An 18,853-nucleotide genomic window follows, 5' to 3' on the forward strand; every position below is an offset into this window, starting at 1 on the left:
ACTGTGATGATATCTTTCGATATCGAATTGACTGTGCTGCAATAAATAAATTTATTGCCGTTGGTCACTCACTTTCCATTTAAGGAAAAACATTGAGACTCTAAATTTGTTTGCGTCATCTAGCGAACTAGAATCTGCTGTTAGAACTCAATCTGTACGAGTGCCCACACAGATGAGTGCTTCATATTTTTAAAGAACATTCCGGTTACCCGGTTTCGAGTTGCTTTCGCGTCTCGAGGGCTGTGCATTCTACTCAACCCTGATTTGTTGTCAACACTTAATTTTGAGAAAGTTTCTTTTTTCAAGGAAAGCCTCAAAACTCAGTTTTACTTGACTCCCTGAGTCGCTAGCGCCTCGCTATGCGTTGCTGCCTGCCGTCTCAGTGGGGTCGCATTATAGGGAGATTCGATTTCGACGCAACCCCTTTTTTAAAGAAAATTGCGAAAAATAGCCTTTTGCGTATCAATTGATTAATAAGCACCCAAAACCGGATGTTAAGTAGCCAAATTCAGGTCTTGAATTCAGGCCTTGTTATGATTCTTCCGTGGCAGGACTACTAAGTATTGAACAACTGCGGTAAAGATCAAGGTAGGAATCTAAAAATAATAACGGCGAGCCTAAGCTCGCCGTAGTCATATCTATACCTATATATGTAGGTACTCAAAAATAGCCCTAGTAAAGAATGCTATATAGTTTTCGACGTGACGCCGCCGCCAGGGCATCCCCCTCAGGTAGGCTGGCGATAATATCAAGATAGAACTTCTTCGCATCGGCAAAGTTAAGATCTTTCTTTAGCACTAAAAATAAAGTTTCGAGCGCTTCAGCTTTACGACCGGCATCATTAAAAGCCACCGCCAGTTTCACCTTAAGCTCTAAATTATCGCCTTGCTGCTCAATTTCCTGCTGCAATAAGCGGATCTCAGGAGAGTCTTGTGCTTGCTCTGCTTGCTCTAATTTTGCTTTGATATTGTTGTAGTAGGCGTCCTGATCCGCCAACGCTATGGTATCTAGCAAGGCTTTTGCATCATCCAACTTATGTATTTGGATGCAGATATCGGTTAGCACCAGCTTAATTCGAGCATTCTGCGGGTCGATTTCATAGGCCTGCTTGGCGTATTTAAAGGCATCATTCAGGTTATCCGCCGCCAACGCTGCTTTAGCCTGCTGTAATAAAGCATCTTCCGGCTGTGGCAGGTGCTTTTGCAATGCTTCTTTTATTTGTTGCTCGCTTTGCGCGCCTGGCAACATATCCACCGGCGCGCCACCTTTTAATAGCACTAAGGTGGGTAATGTCTGCAAACCAATTTGCTGCGCCAACTGGCTGGCCAGCGCTTGCTGAAGGTCACAGTCCAGGGTAGCAACGATAAGATGCTGCTGATATTGCTGCGCTAAACCATCGAGAATACGTGCCTGCTCTTGGCATTCATGGCTCTGCGCCGAGTAGAAGCTCAAGGCAACGATATTGTCTTCGGAAGTTTGTCCTAAAACCTGCTGAATATTTTCAGCAGTAAGTTGAATTTGATTCGTCATGGTTAAGTTGCCATCTATTTAGAATTAGGCTTTGATATGGAGTCAAAGATCACAATTACAAGTGTAAGGAATATTATGGGTTTTCTGCAAAATATGACAATAGCGAGCACGGCGTTATTATTAACCACGGCATTGCCCGCCGACGCCGCTATTAAGGTTAACGAGCGCCTGCCCGAGCTGGAAAAGCTCTATTTGGACTTACACCAATCCCCTGAGCTCTCGTTACAAGAACAACAAACCGGCAAGAAAATCGCCAAGCAACTAAAACGTCTGGGCTTTGAGGTCACCTCTGAGGTGGGTGGGTATGGCGTGGTCGGACTGCTAGAAAATGGTGCAGGCCCTACTATTATGATCCGCACCGACACCGACGGTTTACCCATCACCGAACAAACCGGCGTTTCCTATGCTTCTAAGGTGAAGGTGCTAAATAAAGAAGGGACTGAGGTCGGCGTGATGCACGGCTGTGGTCACGATATTCACATGACCAGCTTTATTGGCACCGCCGAGCACTTGGTCGCCCACAAAGACCAATGGCAAGGCACCCTAATGATGGTGGCCCAGCCCGCCGAGGAAGTGGGTGCCGGCGCCAAGGCCATGTTAAACGAAGGGCTCTTTAGCCAGTTTGCCAAGCCGGATCATATTTTAGCCCTGCATGTCAGTGCCAGTGTGCCCGCGGGTAAGGTTGCTTTAAAGCCGGAGTACACCATGGCCAGCGTCGACTCTGTTGATATTCATGTCAAAGGCAAAGGCGGCCACGGTGCGTACCCGCATACCACTATCGATCCCGTGGTGCTGGCTTCTCGTATCGTGCTGGCCTTACAAACGATCACCAGCCGCGAACTCTCTCCTCTTGAGCCTTCGGTAGTCACCGTAGGTTCAATCCATGGGGGCAGTAAGCACAATGTTATTTCCAACGAGGTCAAACTCCAGCTGACATTACGCAGCTATAACCCGGCGGTACGCGAACAACAGATTGCGGCGATTAAGCGCATTACCGCGGGTATTGCCGCCAGTGCCGGGCTTGAAGAATCACTTTACCCTGAAGTGGTGGTTCATGAGGCCGAGTCTATTCCCTCGACCTACAATAACCCAGAGCAAACCGCTCGCGTCACCCAGGCCATTAAAGCGGCCATTGGCGCCGATAATGTTGAGTTGACCGAGCCAGTCATGGCCGGTGAAGACTTTGGTTTATATGGCCGTACCGAAGACAAGCTGCCTATTACCCTATTCTGGCTAGGTGGTGTAGACCCTGATACTTACAAGGAGGCAATGAAAAACAATACCCAGTTACCGTCATTACATTCGAGTAAGTTTGCTCCGGATTACCAAAAGGCGATTCCAACTGGGGTCAACGCCATGAGTAATGCAGCATTGGCCTTGTTTAATAGAAACTAAGCCTGAGCTTTACTGCTTTTCGGGCGCGGGCTCTTTCTTCTCGCGCCCTTAAACTTCCTTTTTACCTGACTCTTGATATGTGAAAACTGACGACTGTCACAGGTTTTTGCTTCTTCAATTAATGCCCCTAGTTGCCCAACCAAGGGCTGCATAAAATCATCGTACTTAAGCTGTTTCTCTGCAATTTGTGCCAAGGCCATTTCCCAATGAGCGGTCATATCCGGTGTTGAAAGGGTGTCAGGCAAGGCATTGATCAGCGCCACACCCGTTTCTGTGGCAACAATGGTCTTGCCACTGCGAGCAAGGAAGCCACGGGTAAACAATAACTCGATAATGCTGGCGCGGGTCGCCTCTGTACCCAGACCATCGGTTTCCCGCAGCACCTTACGGATATCCGGGTCTTTCACATAGCGGGAAATAGCAGTCATCGCTGCAAGCAAGGTGGCATCGGTAAAATGCGCCGGTGGTGTGGTGTTTTTATCTAATCGGCGCGCATCCTCGCACAGTACCTGCTGACCCAGGCTTAAAGGCGGTAAGCTAGGCGCTTCTTTTTCTTCTTTATTGGGCAATAACACCTTAAAGCCGCGTTCTATCTCTTCTTTGGCCTTGGTAGTGAATGTGCCGCCGGCTATCTCTGCTTCCACATCGGTTTGGTGATAACGGTAGGCCGGCATAAATTGCATCAGGTACTGGCGACAGATCAGCTCATAAACACGGCGCTCCGTTTCTGTGAGCTGCGCCGAGGTCTTTTTATTGGTCGGCACTATGGCATGGTGAGCGGCAACCTTGGCATCGTTAAAGCAACGTGCTTTTCTTAACGGATCCGCGGTAGCCAGCTGCTCTTTTGAAAACACGCCGTTGGCAATCACGCTATCGATAATGGCAGGCGCCTGCTGAAAATGATCCTTAGGCAAATACCTATTATCCGAGCGTGGATAGGTGATCAAGGTATGTTTTTCATAAAGACTTTGGCAGGTATCAAGTACCGCTTTGGCTGGCAACCCGAAGCGCTTGGCGGCATCGATTTGCAGTGCCGACAGGTTATAAGGCAAGGGCGCCTGCTCTTGTTTTTCAGCCCTTTTGACCTGAGTGATCAATCCATGCTGCCCCTTGATACGGGAAACAACGTTATCGGCCAAGGCCTTGACTAATACCCGACTCTGTTCGTCCTGATAAGGTTGGCAGGCTTCGCTCGGTTGCCACTTTAAGGTAAAGCCTTGTTGCTCTTGAGTGCGCATCAGGGCTTCTACTTCATAGAAGGGCTTGCTGACAAATTCTTTAATTTCTTTATCCCGCGCTACCACCAAGCCAAGGATGGGCGTTTGCACCCGGCCAACGGAGAGCACACCCTTATAGCCGCCTTTTTGGCCCGCAAGGGTATAGGCCCGGGTGAGGTTCATGCCAAACAGCCAATCGGCACGGGAGCGCGCCAAAGCCGAGACGCTAAGTGGAATAAATTCCGCGTTGGCACGCAATTGTCCAAGGGCCTTTTTCACTGCGGGTAAATTTAGGTCACTGATCAGTAAACGCTGAATACTTTGCTTTTTAGCCTTGCTCACATTGGCTTGGGAGATCACCTCATCGACTAAGAGTTGCCCTTCCCTGTCGGGGTCGCCGGCATGAACAATTTGCGAAGCTTGCTTGATCAGCTTTTTGACTAGGGTAAGTTGTTTGCGGGTTTTGCTCTTGGCTTTAAGTTGCCATTGCTGTGGCACTATGGGTAGATGCTGTACTTGCCACTTTTTATAAGCGGCATCATAGTCATCGGGCTCAGCCTGCTCTAATAGATGACCGATACACCAGGTCACGCAATCGCCATTGCCCAGCTCGATATAGCCGTCTTTTTTGTTATGGGGTTTAGGTAAAGCGGCAGCAATGGCACGCCCAAGGGAAGGTTTTTCGGCAATATATAGCTTCATAGCACAACAACTGTTCATCCATACAGTAAGAAAGAGTGTAGTGCATTTTTACTTTTGATGAAAGAGTATTAAGAGCTAGTGCCCACTAAGTAACGCGCACCCATGCTTTAAATTGCTACCGAGCCACTTCAAGTACTTAACCCTTTATTTAAAATCTGCAGATTAAAAACAACTACACTGGCTCTAAGTGGTCGAAAATCATCACCGCCTTTGACCTGGTCACGGAATCCCCCTAAAATTGGCGCTCTTAGCAATTCAGTAACGAGAGCGCAGGCAATGGCCCAAAAAAAACCAGAAAACCTCACCTTTGAGGACGCAATCAATGAACTGAGCCAAATTGTCACTGAGATGGAACAAGGCGATATGCCGCTGGAACATTCTTTAAAGCAGTTTGAACGTGGTATCAGCCTGGCCAATGTCTCGGCGCAAAAACTGGATCATGCACAGCAAAAGGTAAGCATGCTGATGAGTAATGATCTCGACAGCGAATTAACGCCTATGGACCCTCAAGAGTAATAGTCACTGTGGAATTAAAACAAGCCTTAGCGCAAGCGCAGCAAGACGTAGTGCACACCCTGGAAAACTATTTCCACAGCCAGCAAGATGCCCAACCAAGGATCCTCGCGGCCAGCCAATACAGCGTACAAAATGGCGGTAAACGACTGCGTCCGTTTTTGGTTTATTGCGTCGGCTCCATGCTCGGTGCCAACAAGGGCGATCTTGATAAGGCCGCCGCGGCCATCGAATGTATTCACAGCTATTCCCTTGTGCATGATGACTTGCCAGCCATGGACGACGATGAATTACGCCGTGGTCGCCCCACCTGCCATATTGCCTATGATGAAGCCCATGCCATTTTGGCCGGTGACGCCTTGCAGAGCATCGCCTTTGAATTGCTAAGCAGCAGTGACTTTAACCTAGAGGCTGGTGCGCAAATTCGCCTGGTACAAAGCCTAAGCCGAGCGTCTGGTTTGCTCGGCATGGTCGGCGGCCAGGCCCTGGACATAGCCGCAACAGGAAAAGACATCAGTTTAAGCGAGCTTGAGCAGATACATAATGCCAAAACCGGTGCGCTCCTAAGCTGCGCCATCGAACTTGGCTATTTATGCGCCCCCAAGGGCGACAGCGATACGCAAGCGGCACTGCAAAAATACGGCAAGGCCATCGGCCTGGCATTCCAGGTGCAAGACGATATTTTAGATATAGAAGGCGACACCCAGACCTTGGGCAAACCGCAGGGCTCGGATGAGGCCGCCAGTAAAGCCACCTACCCGGCTCTGCTTGGCTTAGATGGCGCAAAAGCCAAACTACAGCAGCTCTATGACGAGGCCATTGCCGCCCTCGATAACCTGCCCTATGACACCAGGATGTTGGCGCAACTGGCGCAATACATCATCGCCCGAGATCATTAAAAATTACTACAGATGGCCGTGCCCATTTTGATATACTCGGGCCATCGCAGTGAAGGATAATAAAACGCATGAATTTGGATAGTAGCAAGTATCCCCTTTTAAATCAGGTCGATGAACCTGCACAACTGCGCGACCTGGCTCAAGATAAGCTAGGCGCGTTTAGCTATGAATTGCGGGACTACCTACTGAACTCCGTATCACAAAGCAGTGGCCATTTTGCCTCAGGTTTAGGCACGGTGGAGCTGACTGTGGCGTTGCATTATGTCTATAACACGCCATTCGACCGCTTGATCTGGGATGTGGGTCACCAGGCCTATCCGCATAAGTTGATCACAGGTCGTCGCGAGCAAATGCACACCATCCGCCAAAAAGATGGCCTGCACCCTTTTCCTTACCGTGGCGAAAGCGAGTACGACACCTTTAGTGTGGGTCACTCAAGTACCTCGATTTCTGCGGCGTTAGGCATGTCTATTGCGGCGCAAAAAGAAGGTAAAGGACGTAAAACCGTAGCCGTGATCGGCGATGGTGCTATTACCGCAGGTATGGCCTTCGAAGCCATGAACCACGCCGGTGATGTGAAGTCGGATATGCTGGTGATCCTCAACGATAACGAGATGTCTATCTCGGAAAACGTGGGCGCCTTGAATAACCACTTCGCTCGTATTCTTTCCGGCAGCTTTTACACTAATATTCGTGAAGGTGGCAAAAAGCTGCTCTCCGGTCTGCCGCCAGTCAAAGAGCTGGCCAGCCGCATGGAAGAGCACCTGAAAGGCATGGTGATCCCTGGCACCTTTTTCGAGGAGCTGGGCTTTAATTACATCGGCCCCATTGATGGCCACGACGTTAATATGCTGGTCGACACCCTGCGCAATATGCGCAACCTTAAGGGTCCGCAGCTACTGCACGTGAAAACGCAAAAAGGTAAAGGTTATAAGCCAGCCGAAGCCGATCCTATCGGTTACCATGCTGTGCCCAAATTCGACCCAAGCGAAAGCAAGTTACCCAAGTCAAAGCCTGGCGCGCCGACCTTTTCCAAAGTCTTTGGCGACTGGCTATGCGATATGGCCGCCGAAGACAGCCGCCTGATGGCCATTACCCCGGCCATGCGTGAAGGCTCAGGCATGGTGCGTTTCTCCAAGGAATACCCAGAGCAGTATTTTGATGTGGCCATTGCCGAGCAGCATGCTGTGACCTTAGCCGCTGGTTTTGCCTGCGAGCAATTAAATCCTGTGGTGGCGATTTACTCATCTTTCTTACAGCGCGCCTATGATCAGCTGATCCACGATGTTGCCCTGCAAGAGTTACCTGTGTTATTTGCTATCGACCGTGCCGGTGTGGTTGGCGCCGATGGTGAAACTCACCAGGGCACCTATGATTTAAGCTTCTTACGCTGCATTCCTAATATGGTGATCATGGCTCCGGCCAATGCCAACGAATGCCGCAACATGCTTTACACCGGCCACAAGCTGGATAAGCCAGCAGCGGTGCGCTATCCCCGTGGCAGCGCCGGTGAGGGTGAATTCGATGCACAAATGCAAGCGCTTGAAATTGGTAAAGGCCGTGTGCTTCGTCAAGGTAAAGGTGTGGCCATACTGTCATTCGGTACCCTACTCGAGTATGCCGAGCCAGCCGCCGAAGCACTGGATGCCACCTTGGTAGATATGCGTTTTGTTAAGCCACTGGATACGGCGCTGATTGATGAATTAGCCGCTACCCATGAGCACCTGGTGACCTTGGAAGACAATATGATTGCCGGTGGTGCAGGCTCAGCGGTGAGCGAATATCTGGCACAAAGCAAGCAGCTTAAGCCGGTATTACACTTAGGCCTGCCGGATGTCTTTATCAAGCACGGTACCCAGCAGGAAATGCACGCAGAGCTTGGCCTGGATAGCGCCGGTATCGAGCGACAAGTTAAAGCTTGGTTAGCGTAACTAGCAAAGCTAAATAAAAGCAAAAAGGAGCGATATCGCTCCTTTTTTCTGTCCGTGTTTTGGCTCATAGAGACCAAAGACTTAGCTCTGGCTTAACGCATCCAAATCTTAATATCCGCCAGGGACGAGCTCTGCAGCGTCGCTATCTGCTCATCAAGATTCTCGCTTTGCTCGAACTCAAAGGCATCAAGCTGATCATCAAATTCGATATGCGCACAGCCATCACCGCCGCGCTTTTTCACTTGATGCAGGGCGATATCCGCCAGATTCACAGAGGTTTCCCACCCGATCACCTGACCGCCTAATAAAGGCATGGGATAGCAGGACCAGCCTAGGGAGGCGCTGAGGTTAATCTTTTTACCATTAGGCAGTAAGAAGCTCTTACTGGCGATGGACTTACACAGATTACGCACAAAGAGATTAACCTGATCGACCTCAAAGTCACGCAGCAGCAATAAGAACTCATCGCCACTCCAGCGCGCCACATAGTCCGACCCTTGAGTACAGGAGTTAAGCAGGGTCGCCATTTGCTGCAAGCAGCTATCGCCGCTTAGTGGCCCGTAGGCATCATTTATACGCGAGAAGTTGTCGATATTGACGATTACCAGCACCAGGGCACGACCCTGCTTTTGCAAGGACTCTGCATTGCGCTGATAGTGCTCTATATCCTTGGGCAGCTGATCGAACAAGAAGCGGCGGCTGCGCAGCCCGGTCAGCTCGTCGGAATGGCTCACTAACTTCAACTGAGAGTTAACCTGATTGAGCTTGTCGTTGGCGTCACGCAGCTCCAGGGTGCGCTCTTCCACCAAGCTTTCCAACGCCGCCTGTTTACGTCGCTCCTGTGCCCTAAAGACCCACAGCAACAGATACAAAATAAAGAAGAAGCAAGAAACGATCAGCAAACGGAAGTAAATGGTTTCATCAAACCGACGTGGCACGGTAAAGGCGTACTCTGCGCTGCTGGCCTCTTGCCAATTGCCGCTGGTGCGCTTGGCTTCAAGTTGAAAGACAAAAGGCCCGGGCGGTAAATTGGTATAAATGGCCTCGCGGCGATTGTTGGCGTAGCGCCAGTCATTGTCCAAACCCTGTAAGCGATAGCGAAACTCCACTTCCGCCGGCGCATAAAAGTCGATGGCGGTGTAGCTGATGGTAAGGTCGCGCTCATCGGTATCAAGCACTGGTTTCTTGCCCAAGGCGCCCGTGTAAAGGGTGCGTCGTGGCGTCGCTATGCTTTCCACCTGAGGAGCTAGAGGATCCTGGCCAAACAGCTGCACGCTTTTGGGAATTTCCACCACCCCCTGCAAACTGGGGTACCAAATCGAACTGCCATTATCGGCAACCGCATCATGGCCTAAACCGGCACAGCACTGGCTGGCCTTACCGTCTAATTGGCGGTCGTAGGAGGAGATCACCTGCTCCACCTGCAAGTTGCCTATTTCATCGGAGAATTGCTCCACCGGCATGCGATACACACCCTTCATGGTGCTGACCCAGACCCGCTGCAGATCTTTGTCATAATGCAAACTAAAGATGGAGCCATAAGGCAGACCGTTAGAAACATCAAGCTGATGCCAACGCCCCTTGGTACTGCGATAGAAAAGGCCATCATTGAGTGAGCCAACTAAAGTGCCCACCCCGTCTATTTCTAAGATACTGGTGACATAAGCGCTCTCAAGGGCGGTGTTATCACCGGCACGCTCTATGCCCTTGTCGGAGAAGATATAGCCGCCCTGGCTGGTGCCGATCAGGCCATATTTGCCCTTATCGACGACAAAGGTGATAAATTTACTGTCGAGCACCGCATTGTAGTTAAAGGGAGTCAGCCCCTTATAACCAAGGCGATACATGCCTCGACCTGTACCAAACCAAAGCCCACCGGCGCTGGCCTCACTAATGGCAAACACAGGGTTAAGGCGCAGCTCGCGCGCTTCTATATTAAAGAGTTCTTCATTTTCAAAATAGAGGACACCGCGGTCGGTGGCAATATAGAGGCGCTCGCCGACAAAATGCATATCGTGCACGGCGCTGCGTCTGAGCTTGGCGCGAGGAATACGATTGACGAAGTTATTGTCCTGATCGAAATAACCGACTCCAGAGCGGTTGGCAACCCAAAGTTGCCCCTTAGGAGAGAGGGTCAGCGCCATCACGGCTTCGGTCATGCTTGATAAGGCATTGTGGCGCTCTACCCGCCCGGCATGCGCCAGCCACAAGCCTTCACTAAAACTGGCAAGCCAAATATTGTTTTGATCGTCACGGTAAATGTCTGAAAACCAGATGCTTTGATCCAGTGCTGCCGGCTCCACCCACTGCCACTCTTTGGAGTTATCGCGATACAAAAGGCGGCCATAGGTCGAAATCCACAGCGCCCCATCGGAGTCACTCATAAACTTATAAACGGCGGCATTACTGGCGTTTGGCAAGGCAAAGGGACGTAATTCATCGTCTATATCAAGGAAATAGGCGCCGAGCTCAGACGCCAGATAAAGAGTCCCTTCAAGCCAGGCCAAATCATGAATTATGGTTTGTGCCAAGCGCTCGGGCAAGGTCACCCGGGCGGTGATTTTTAAGCGCAGCCTGGATGATGAGGACGACATATTGGTTAGGCGCAAGAGGTGATTTTCACTGACCAACCAAACACCTTGCGGCGCCAGCGCCATCTTGCTGACGGAAATCTGGTTAATCGCAGTTAATCGGCTTTGCATGCGGCCGCTGCGGCGGCGCTGCTCTTCGTCAAGGTGGAAGGCAATTTGGTTACGCTCGATATAAAAAAGTTCGCTAGCGGCAACCCAGATATTGCCCTTGTCATCTTGCAAGATATCGCGCACCGGACCGCTAATGCCGAACTGAAAGTAGTTCATCGAATTGGGGTCGAGCACAGAAACCCCTTTCTTGGTGCCGATCCACAGCAGGCCTTCTTTATCTATCAGCAGCTTGTTAATGGCGTTGCTGCTTAGGAAGTTGCTGTTTTGCTCATTAAAGTTGGTGAAGTGCTCGCCATCGAAGCGACTGAGGCCGAACTGGGTGCCGACCCAAATATAACCCTGATTGTCCTGGGTCACACTCTTTAAGGATTGCGAAGGCAAGCCATTACGTGTGTTCCATTGTTTGACTACATAATCGGTAATAGATGCCGACGCCGTTGATGTTATCAGCGTCGCCGCCAGCAGCAAAAGTGACTGTAAAAACCGCAGCAATGTCACACCCATGTTCAAAACTTATAGTCCAGGCAAATAACCTACTTTAATTAACGCCTGTAGGCAAATTAGAGAGCAAATCCCGGCCAAAATATCGTCTGCCATAATGCCCAAACCACCGTGTAGGCGTTTATCCAGCATGCGTATCGGTCCTGGTTTGGCGATATCGAAGAAGCGGAATAATAAGAAGCCAACCAAAAGCGTTTGCCAATTCAGCGCCGCACCTATCATGGTGATATAAAAACCAGCCACCTCATCCCAGACGATTGCCGGGTGATCGTGTACGCCCAAATCATCGGCGGTTTTGCCACAGGCCCAGATACCCAGCACAGAGATCACCACCGCAAATACCAGTTGCAGCCACAGCGGAAAGTTCATGGTCATAAAGATAAAGGGCAAGGCGGCAAAGGTGCCCACAGTGCCAGGCGCCTTGGGGCTTAAACCCAGGCCAAAGCCAAGACCTAAGAACTGATGGCCACGGCGTAAATTATAGCTGTTACTGGTCATGCTTAGCATGCGTCATCCTCGGCAAAATGTTCAAATCCCATGGCGCTGATATCCAGCTTATGCTCACCATCAAAGACGTCGACTTTGCCTTCACCACCGCGGATCTGGCCGATACAAACGGCATCGATACCATACTGGTTAAGCTTGTTATCGAGCATGGCCTTGTGGTTTTCCGGCACCGTATAAAGCAGCTCGTAATCGTCGCCATAGGCCAGAATATACGGCCATTTGGCTTCACCCTCTATACTTTGGCGGAACGCCTCAGTGGTAGGGATCTTATCGGCCTGTATGGTGGCACTGACCTGAGACATCTCAAGGATGTGCTCTAAGTCCGCCAGTAAACCATCGGAGATGTCGATGGCGGCACTGGCATAACCGCGCAGCACCTGCCCCGCAGCAACGCGCGGCGTCGGGTATTCAAGCTTATGAGTTAATTTTTTCAGCCACTCCGGGTCTATGTCCAGGTGTTGCTTGCGTGCTTCCACCGCCAATCCGGCATCCCCAAGCGGGCCGGTGACATAAATCCAGTCGCCTGGCTTGGCACCACTGCGGGTAATGGCCTTGCCTTCGGGAACCGTGCCCTTGGCACAAACGGTTACCGTAAGCGGCCCTTGAGTGGTATCGCCACCTATGATCTGGACATTAAAATACTCGGCAATTTCATGCATGCCCGCAGTAAATTCTTCCAGCCATTGCGCATCGGCATGAGGCAAGGTTAAAGCCACCGACACCCAGGCCGGCTCGGCGCCCATGGCCGCCAAGTCGCTCAGGTTTACGGCGATGGCTCTATGTCCCAAGGCTCGTGGTGACATATCTTCAAAGAAATGCACGCCACTGACCATGGTGTCTGTGGTGACCGCCAACTGGCTGTTTTGCGGCACTGTGACTAGAGCACAGTCATCCCCAATACCCAAGTTAACGTCGCGACGACTGATGCCACGGCCTTTAAAGTAGCGATTAATTAATTCAAATTCTTGCATACACAAAAAAGCCGGCCTGAGCCGGCTCTCCTTGTTGTCAGGTGCTTAGCTACGCAGTTCCTTGACCGCCTTATCCAGCACACCATTAACGAATTTATGGCTGTCTTCGGCACCAAAAGTTTTTGCCAATTCAATGCCTTCGTTAATCGCTACCTTGTAAGGTACGTCTTCACGGAACTTTAACTCATACGCGCTTAGACGCAGAATGGCTTTCTCAACCATGTCGATGTCTTCGTAAGGACGCGTTAGGTGCGGAGCCAAAATGGTGTCCAACTGTTTAAAGTTAACGGCCACGCCACGAGCGAGATCTTTAAAATACTCTACATCAACCTTAGAAATGTCGTTCTCAAGCAACATATTCTGTTCGATGTCGGCAATGGCATTGCCACTCATTTGCCAAGAGTAAACGGCCTGTAAGGCCAATACGCGCGCTTTGCGTCTAGCTGCTGGTTTCACTGTGAACCCTTAAATTTTGTCTAAAACATTAACCATTTCTAGGGCACTTAGTGCAGCTTCGCCACCCTTGTTGCCCATTTTTGTACCAGCACGCTCAATGGCTTGCTCGATGCTTTCCGTGGTTAATACACCAAAAGCAACTGGTACATCATACTCTAGCGATACTTGTGCCAGACCCTTGTTCGACTCACCGGCAACCAGATCGAAATGCGGTGTGCCGCCACGAATAATAACGCCAAGGGCGATAATGGCATCGTGCTCGCCTTTAGCGGCAAGACGCTTAGCCACAAGTGGTAACTCAACGGCGCCCGGTACGTAAACTACTGTGATGTCGTCGTCACTGACGTTGCCAGTGCGCTTTAACTCATCCACCGCGCCATCAAGTAGGCTGCTGCCAATGAAGTCATTAAAACGTGAAATCACGATGGCAAATTTTTTGCCCGGTGCAAACTTGTTACCTTCAATAATTTTCATTTATAAACCTTTATTGATATTGCCAACGCGTGATGCGGGGCGAATTAGGGGGTATCGCAAAATTGCCGCGCATCATACCATAACTGAAAAAAAATAGCTGCTTATTCTGGCTGTACGTATTCAACCACTTCAAGGTGGAAGCCTGACAGCGCATGATACTTCTTCGGCATGCTCATCAGGCGCATCTTGGTAATGCCCAAATCCGCAAGGATTTGCGAGCCAATGCCCACGGTACGCGAGGTGCCCTGGAATTTACGATGATTGGCCTGCTGACCTTCATCTTCCATGGCAAACGCCTTGACCATGGCTTCGATATCCTCGCTGCACTCTTGTTTGCCAAGAATAACCAGTACCCCTTCATTTTTGGCAATGTAATCCATGGCCTTAGAAAGCGTCCAGCTGCGATCGGCACCGCGATCGGATAGCAGAATGTCGTTAAAGGTACTTTGCAGGTGCACACGCACTAAGGTTGGGTCGTTAATTTCACCCTTCACCATGGCATAGTGAAGCTGACCATCGATAGTGTCTTTGTATGTTACCAGCTCGAACTCACCATGCTCGGTCGGCAGCTTACACTGGGCAACCTTCTCAATGGTGGTTTCATTAAGGTTACGGTACTCGATAAGATCGGCAATGGTGCCCATCTTAATACCGTGCTCCTTAGCGAACACTTCCAGCTCAGGGCGACGGGCCATGGTGCCATCTGGGTTCAGGATTTCGACAATTACAGACGACGGCTCAAGACCGGCCAGACGGGCTAAGTCACAGCCAGCTTCGGTATGACCAGCTCGGGTTAAAACACCACCAGGCTGGGCCATAATCGGGAAAATATGCCCAGGCTGAACGATATCCTCGGCTACCGCGCCTTTGGCCACGGCGGCTTGCACTGTGCGCGCACGGTCGGCGGCAGAAATACCTGTGGTTACACCCTTGGCGGCCTCGATAGACATGGTGAAGTTGGTCGAGAACTGGGCGCCATTGTTTTTCACCATCAGCGGCAGTGCCAATTGCTCACAACGCTCTTGTGTCAGCGTTAAGCAGATCAGGCCGCGGCCATAGGTCGCCATAAAGTTAATCGCATCAGCACTGATGTGCTCGGCGGCAATAATCAGGTCGCCTTCGTTTTCACGATCTTCGTCGTCCATCAAGATGACCATTTTGCCATTTTTAATGTCTTCGATGATCTCCGCTGCGCTATTCAAACTCATATCTTGCCCACTATGTGTTATTTGATAAATCCGGCCTGCACCAGCAGGCTTTCGGTTACTGTTGATTCTGCTTTCGGAGCTTGCGCCCCTTGAATTAGGCGCTCCAAGTAACGCGCTATTTGATCGACCTCGAGATTGACCTTAGTGCCAACCTGAAATTCGGCGATCGTGGTTTGTGCCAGTGTGTGCGGCACTATGGTTAATTTAAACTGGTTGCCGTCGATTTCATTAACGGTCAAACTGGCGCCATCGATGCACACCGAGCCCTTGTAGGGAATATATTTCATCAGCGCTTCCGGCGCCGCTAACCAATAGTCGATGGCGCGGGCATTAGGGCTGACTTTTACCACCTCGGCAATGCCATCCACATGGCCGGAAACCAGGTGCCCGCCCAGGCGTGAAATCGGCTGCAGAGCCTTTTCTAAATTGACCCGCTGGCCGCGCTGGTAATGCGCAAAACGCGTCAGTGACAAGGTCTCTTTTGAGACATCAGCACTAAAACCATCGCTGAATTTTTCAGTAACGGTCAAACAGACGCCATTGGTAGCGATACTGTCGCCAAGCGCGACGTCACTCATGTCCAAGTTGTCACTTTGTACGCGCACGCTTAAGTCGCCATCAACCAAGGTCAGGGAGCTGAGCGTGCCCGTTGCTTCAATAATGCCTGTAAACATGGCTATTCTACTCTAAGTTGTTCTAAGGTAAGGCGAATATCCTCACCAACTGGGGTCATATCGCTAAAGTGCAGGGTTGGCACTTGAGTCATGGCCGTAAAGGGGCCCATAGTTAACAAGCCGTTGGCATCACTGCCCATTAATTTTGGCGCAATATAAACAATGTAGCTATCAATAAGTTGCTGCTGCGCCATGGCACCGGCCAGGGTCGCCCCCGCCTCCAGCCAAACTGAGTTAATATCGCGCTGCGCCAGCTCCGCCAGCAAGGCGTCGAGATTAACCTGGCCATTTTCAAGGCCTTCGCACATCAACTCGGTTACATTGTTGGGCCACAGGGACTGTTTATCAAGCTCTTTGCGCGTCACACTGGCTGTGCGTGAGCGCACTAATAATATCTCGCCGGGCTGTTGAAAAAGCGCTAAATCCGGGGTCAGCCGATAACGGCTATCTAAGATCACCCGCAGCGGTTGGCGCACCTCCGGCAGCACATACTCGGCCAGTTGCGTGTCGTCCAAACGCACATTGAGCTTAGCGTCATCCACCAGCACGGTATCGGCGCCACTTAAAATGGCACAGTGCTGGGCGCGAAACGCCTGCACATCTTTACGTGCCTCGGGCCCGGTGATCCATTTACTCTCACCATTGGCCAGGGCGGTTTTACCGTCCAGGCTGGCGGCCAGCTTACAGGTAACATAAGGGCGCCCGGTGCGCATGCGCTTTAAAAAGCCGAGGTTTAGCTTTTCGGCTTCATCGCCAAGCAAACCAGATGCGACTTCTATGCCCGCCTCGGCCAGCATCTTCATGCCGCGACCACTGACCTGTGGATTAGGGTCTTGCATGGCGCAAATGACTTTTGCCACCTTGGCCTTGATCAGGGCGCCGGCACAGGGGCCGGTACGGCCGGTATGGCTGCAGGGTTCCAGGGTTACATATACGGTAGCGCCTTCGGCCTTGTCACCGGCCGCCGCAAGTGCATGCACCTCAGCATGTGCTGTCCCCGCTTGTTGGTGAAAACCTTCACCGATAATCTGACCATCTTTAACCAGCACACAGCCGACATTGGGATTGGGGGTGGTGGTGAATCGACCTAGATACGCCAGCTCAATGGCCCGGCGCATATAACACTTATCGTCCGCACTGAAGATCATCTTAGTCTCCTAGGCGGGCGATTTCTTCACCGAATTCACGGATATCTTCAAACGAGCGATAGACAGAAGCAAAGCGCACATAAGCGACCTTATCCAGACCCTTCAACGCTTCCATAATGCATTCGCCTATCAGTTGTGAGCTGACTTCACGCTCGCCAGTGGCGCGAATTTGCGATTTAATTTGATGCACCACCTCATCGATTTGTTCTGTTTTTACTGGTCGACGCTCGAGGGCGCGATGCAGGCCATTTTGCAACTTGTCTTCATTAAAGGGCTCACGGGAACCATCACGCTTGATCACCCGTGGCATCACTAATTCCGCCCCTTCAAAGGTGGTAAAACGTTCGTGACAGTCATTGCATTCGCGACGACGACGAACCTGGTGGCCACCACCGACCAGACGTGAGTCAATTACCTTGGTGTCTTTAGCGCTGCAGAAAGGACAATGCATAGTGAATGGGGTTCCTGTAGATAACAAAAAGGCCGCAAGCTACTGCATCGTGTTTACTGTGCACATTAGCACCCCATAAACACGAAAAGGCCGCAAAAATTGCGGCCTTTATCATACACAAATGTTTGTGTAATAGCTATTTCACGCTGTTATGCGTAAACAGGGAACTTAGCGCAAATTGCTTTCACTTTTTCTTTCACTTGTGCCTGAACATCAGTGCTTTCGATATTGTCTAGTACGTCACAGATCCAGCCAGCTAGCTCTTTCGCTTCGGCTTCTTTGAAACCACGGCGAGTGATAGCCGGAGAACCGATACGTAGACCAGAAGTTACGAACGGTGAACGCGGATCGTTTGGTACCGAGTTCTTGTTTACCGTGATGTTGGCATTGCCAAGGGCAGCATCGGCATCTTTACCTGTGATGTCTTTGTCGATCAGGTCAAGAAGGAACAGGTGGTTGTCGGTTTTGCCCGAAACTACCTTGTAACCGCGCTCTTGTAGCACTTCAACCATGGCTTGAGCATTAGCAACAACCTGCTGCTGGTATGCTTTAAATTCAGGCTGTAGCGCTTCTTTGAAAGCAACCGCTTTAGCCGCGATTACGTGACATAGAGGACCACCTTGGCCACCTGGGAATACGGCGCTGTTTAGCTTTTTGTAGATCTCTTCGTCACCACAGTTAGAAACGATTAGACCACCACGAGGACCAGCAAGCGTCTTGTGCGTAGTGGTTGTTACCACGTGCGCGTAAGGCACTGGGCTTGGGTATACACCAGCGGCGATAAGGCCAGCAACGTGAGCCATATCAACAAACAGGTAAGCACCTACTTTGTCAGCGATTTCACGGAAACGTTTCCAGTCAACGATACCTGAGTAAGCAGAGAAACCACCGATGATCATTTTTGGCTTGTGCTCAAGCGCTAGCGCTTCAACCTGATCGTAATCAATTTCACCGGTTGCTTCGTTTAGGCCGTACTGAATAGCGTTGTACATTTTACCTGAGAAGTTTACGTGTGCACCGTGAGTCAAGTGACCACCGTGTGCCAGGCTCATGCCTAGTACGGTATCGTGCGGCTGAAGAAGCGCTTGGAAAACAGCGGCGTTTGCTTGTGAACCCGCGTGCGGCTGTACGTTTGCATACTCGGTACCGAATAGCTCGTTCGCACGGTCAATAGCCAGTTGCTCAACCACGTCAACATGCTCACAACCACCGTAGTAACGCTTACCCGGGTAGCCTTCTGCATATTTGTTAGTTAGCTGTGAACCCTGTGCTTCAAGTACGCGAGGGCTACAGTAGTTTTCTGATGCGATAAGCTCGATGTGCTCTTCTTGGCGAGCTACTTCTGCGTTCATCGCATTAGCTAATTCTGGGTCAAAGTCTGCAATGTTCATGTTACGTTCTAACATGCTGTCTCCTAGGTGCAACGTGATTGTCGATATGAAAGGCCGCTATTGTACGCTTAAACGGCGCGTTTGCCTATTGGCTAAGGTTGAGCTTATTTAAACAGGGATTGAATTTTTTTCACAGCCCTAAAAAAATGATATTTTTTTATCTAATACATAAAAATTTAAAAT

At 50.6% G+C, this 18,853-nt stretch carries 16 protein-coding genes; 4 read left to right on the forward strand and 12 right to left on the reverse strand.

Features of this window, described 5'->3' with window-relative positions:
- Nucleotides 1-672 precede the first annotated feature (672 nt).
- Complete coding sequence (locus C2M34_RS00005) at nt 673-1,530, reverse strand: tetratricopeptide repeat protein (protein WP_105199743.1); 858 nt, start codon at nt 1,528-1,530, stop codon at nt 673-675.
- A 75-nt stretch (nt 1,531-1,605) separates the two neighbouring features.
- Between C2M34_RS00005 and C2M34_RS00010 the strand changes: the two genes are divergently transcribed.
- Entirely contained in the window at nt 1,606-2,925 is a 1,320-nt protein-coding gene (locus tag C2M34_RS00010) for a M20 metallopeptidase family protein (protein WP_442792771.1), read from the forward strand.
- On the opposite strand, the gene C2M34_RS00015 is transcribed toward C2M34_RS00010, so the two are convergent.
- On the reverse strand, nt 2,922-4,844 hold the full coding sequence (locus C2M34_RS00015; RefSeq protein WP_105257740.1) for a DNA topoisomerase III: 1,923 nt from the start codon (nt 4,842-4,844) through the stop codon (nt 2,922-2,924). The two genes, C2M34_RS00010 and C2M34_RS00015, sit on opposite strands and share 4 nt — an antisense overlap.
- Before the next feature lie 276 nt (nt 4,845-5,120).
- Here C2M34_RS00015 and C2M34_RS00020 point away from each other — a divergent pair, with 276 nt between their 5' ends.
- From C2M34_RS00020 to dxs, 3 genes are all read left to right on the forward strand, one after another.
- Nucleotides 5,121-5,360: an exodeoxyribonuclease VII small subunit gene (locus C2M34_RS00020; protein ID WP_105199741.1), complete on the forward strand. Its 240-nt coding sequence runs from the start codon at nt 5,121-5,123 to the stop codon at nt 5,358-5,360.
- An 8-nt stretch (nt 5,361-5,368) separates the two neighbouring features.
- Complete coding sequence (gene ispA, locus C2M34_RS00025; protein WP_105199740.1) at nt 5,369-6,256, forward strand: (2E,6E)-farnesyl diphosphate synthase; 888 nt, start codon at nt 5,369-5,371, stop codon at nt 6,254-6,256.
- 68 nt (nt 6,257-6,324) lie between these two features.
- Nucleotides 6,325-8,187: a 1-deoxy-D-xylulose-5-phosphate synthase gene (gene dxs / locus C2M34_RS00030; protein ID WP_105257741.1), complete on the forward strand. Its 1,863-nt coding sequence runs from the start codon at nt 6,325-6,327 to the stop codon at nt 8,185-8,187.
- 92 nt (nt 8,188-8,279) lie between these two features.
- Here the strand turns inward: dxs and C2M34_RS00035 are convergent, their stop codons facing one another.
- The 10 genes from C2M34_RS00035 to glyA all read right to left on the reverse strand — a co-directional run bounded on the left by C2M34_RS00035 (nt 8,280) and on the right by glyA (nt 18,685).
- Nucleotides 8,280-11,393: a diguanylate cyclase domain-containing protein gene (locus C2M34_RS00035; protein WP_105213185.1), complete on the reverse strand. Its 3,114-nt coding sequence runs from the start codon at nt 11,391-11,393 to the stop codon at nt 8,280-8,282.
- Between the two features lie 9 nt (nt 11,394-11,402).
- Nucleotides 11,403-11,888, reverse strand: a complete 486-nt coding sequence (locus C2M34_RS00040; RefSeq protein WP_105199773.1) for a phosphatidylglycerophosphatase A family protein — start codon at nt 11,886-11,888, stop codon at nt 11,403-11,405.
- A 2-nt stretch (nt 11,889-11,890) separates the two neighbouring features.
- Nucleotides 11,891-12,868, reverse strand: coding sequence for a thiamine-phosphate kinase (gene thiL, locus C2M34_RS00045; RefSeq protein ID WP_105213186.1), 978 nt, complete (start codon nt 12,866-12,868; stop codon nt 11,891-11,893).
- A gap of 45 nt (nt 12,869-12,913) precedes the next feature.
- A complete protein-coding gene (gene nusB, locus C2M34_RS00050; protein WP_105199736.1) occupies nt 12,914-13,324 on the reverse strand; it encodes a transcription antitermination factor NusB in 411 nt (136 codons plus the stop codon).
- A 9-nt stretch (nt 13,325-13,333) separates the two neighbouring features.
- Nucleotides 13,334-13,798, reverse strand: a complete 465-nt coding sequence (gene ribH / locus C2M34_RS00055; protein ID WP_105188120.1) for a 6,7-dimethyl-8-ribityllumazine synthase — start codon at nt 13,796-13,798, stop codon at nt 13,334-13,336.
- A gap of 101 nt (nt 13,799-13,899) precedes the next feature.
- Complete coding sequence (ribBA, locus tag C2M34_RS00060; RefSeq protein ID WP_105199735.1) at nt 13,900-15,006, reverse strand: bifunctional 3,4-dihydroxy-2-butanone-4-phosphate synthase/GTP cyclohydrolase II; 1,107 nt, start codon at nt 15,004-15,006, stop codon at nt 13,900-13,902.
- A gap of 17 nt (nt 15,007-15,023) precedes the next feature.
- Nucleotides 15,024-15,680, reverse strand: coding sequence for a riboflavin synthase (locus C2M34_RS00065; RefSeq protein WP_105199734.1), 657 nt, complete (start codon nt 15,678-15,680; stop codon nt 15,024-15,026).
- A gap of 2 nt (nt 15,681-15,682) precedes the next feature.
- A complete protein-coding gene (gene ribD / locus C2M34_RS00070; RefSeq protein ID WP_105257742.1) occupies nt 15,683-16,828 on the reverse strand; it encodes a bifunctional diaminohydroxyphosphoribosylaminopyrimidine deaminase/5-amino-6-(5-phosphoribosylamino)uracil reductase RibD in 1,146 nt (381 codons plus the stop codon).
- Nucleotide 16,829: 1 nt separating this feature from the next.
- Nucleotides 16,830-17,279: a transcriptional regulator NrdR gene (gene nrdR / locus C2M34_RS00075; RefSeq protein ID WP_105199732.1), complete on the reverse strand. Its 450-nt coding sequence runs from the start codon at nt 17,277-17,279 to the stop codon at nt 16,830-16,832.
- Between the two features lie 149 nt (nt 17,280-17,428).
- Nucleotides 17,429-18,685, reverse strand: a complete 1,257-nt coding sequence (glyA, locus tag C2M34_RS00080; RefSeq protein WP_105199731.1) for a serine hydroxymethyltransferase — start codon at nt 18,683-18,685, stop codon at nt 17,429-17,431.
- Between the last annotated feature and the right edge of the window lie 168 nt (nt 18,686-18,853).

It is taken from the genome of Pseudoalteromonas sp. T1lg88 (assembly GCF_002964765.1).
Classification (GTDB): domain Bacteria; phylum Pseudomonadota; class Gammaproteobacteria; order Enterobacterales; family Alteromonadaceae; genus Pseudoalteromonas.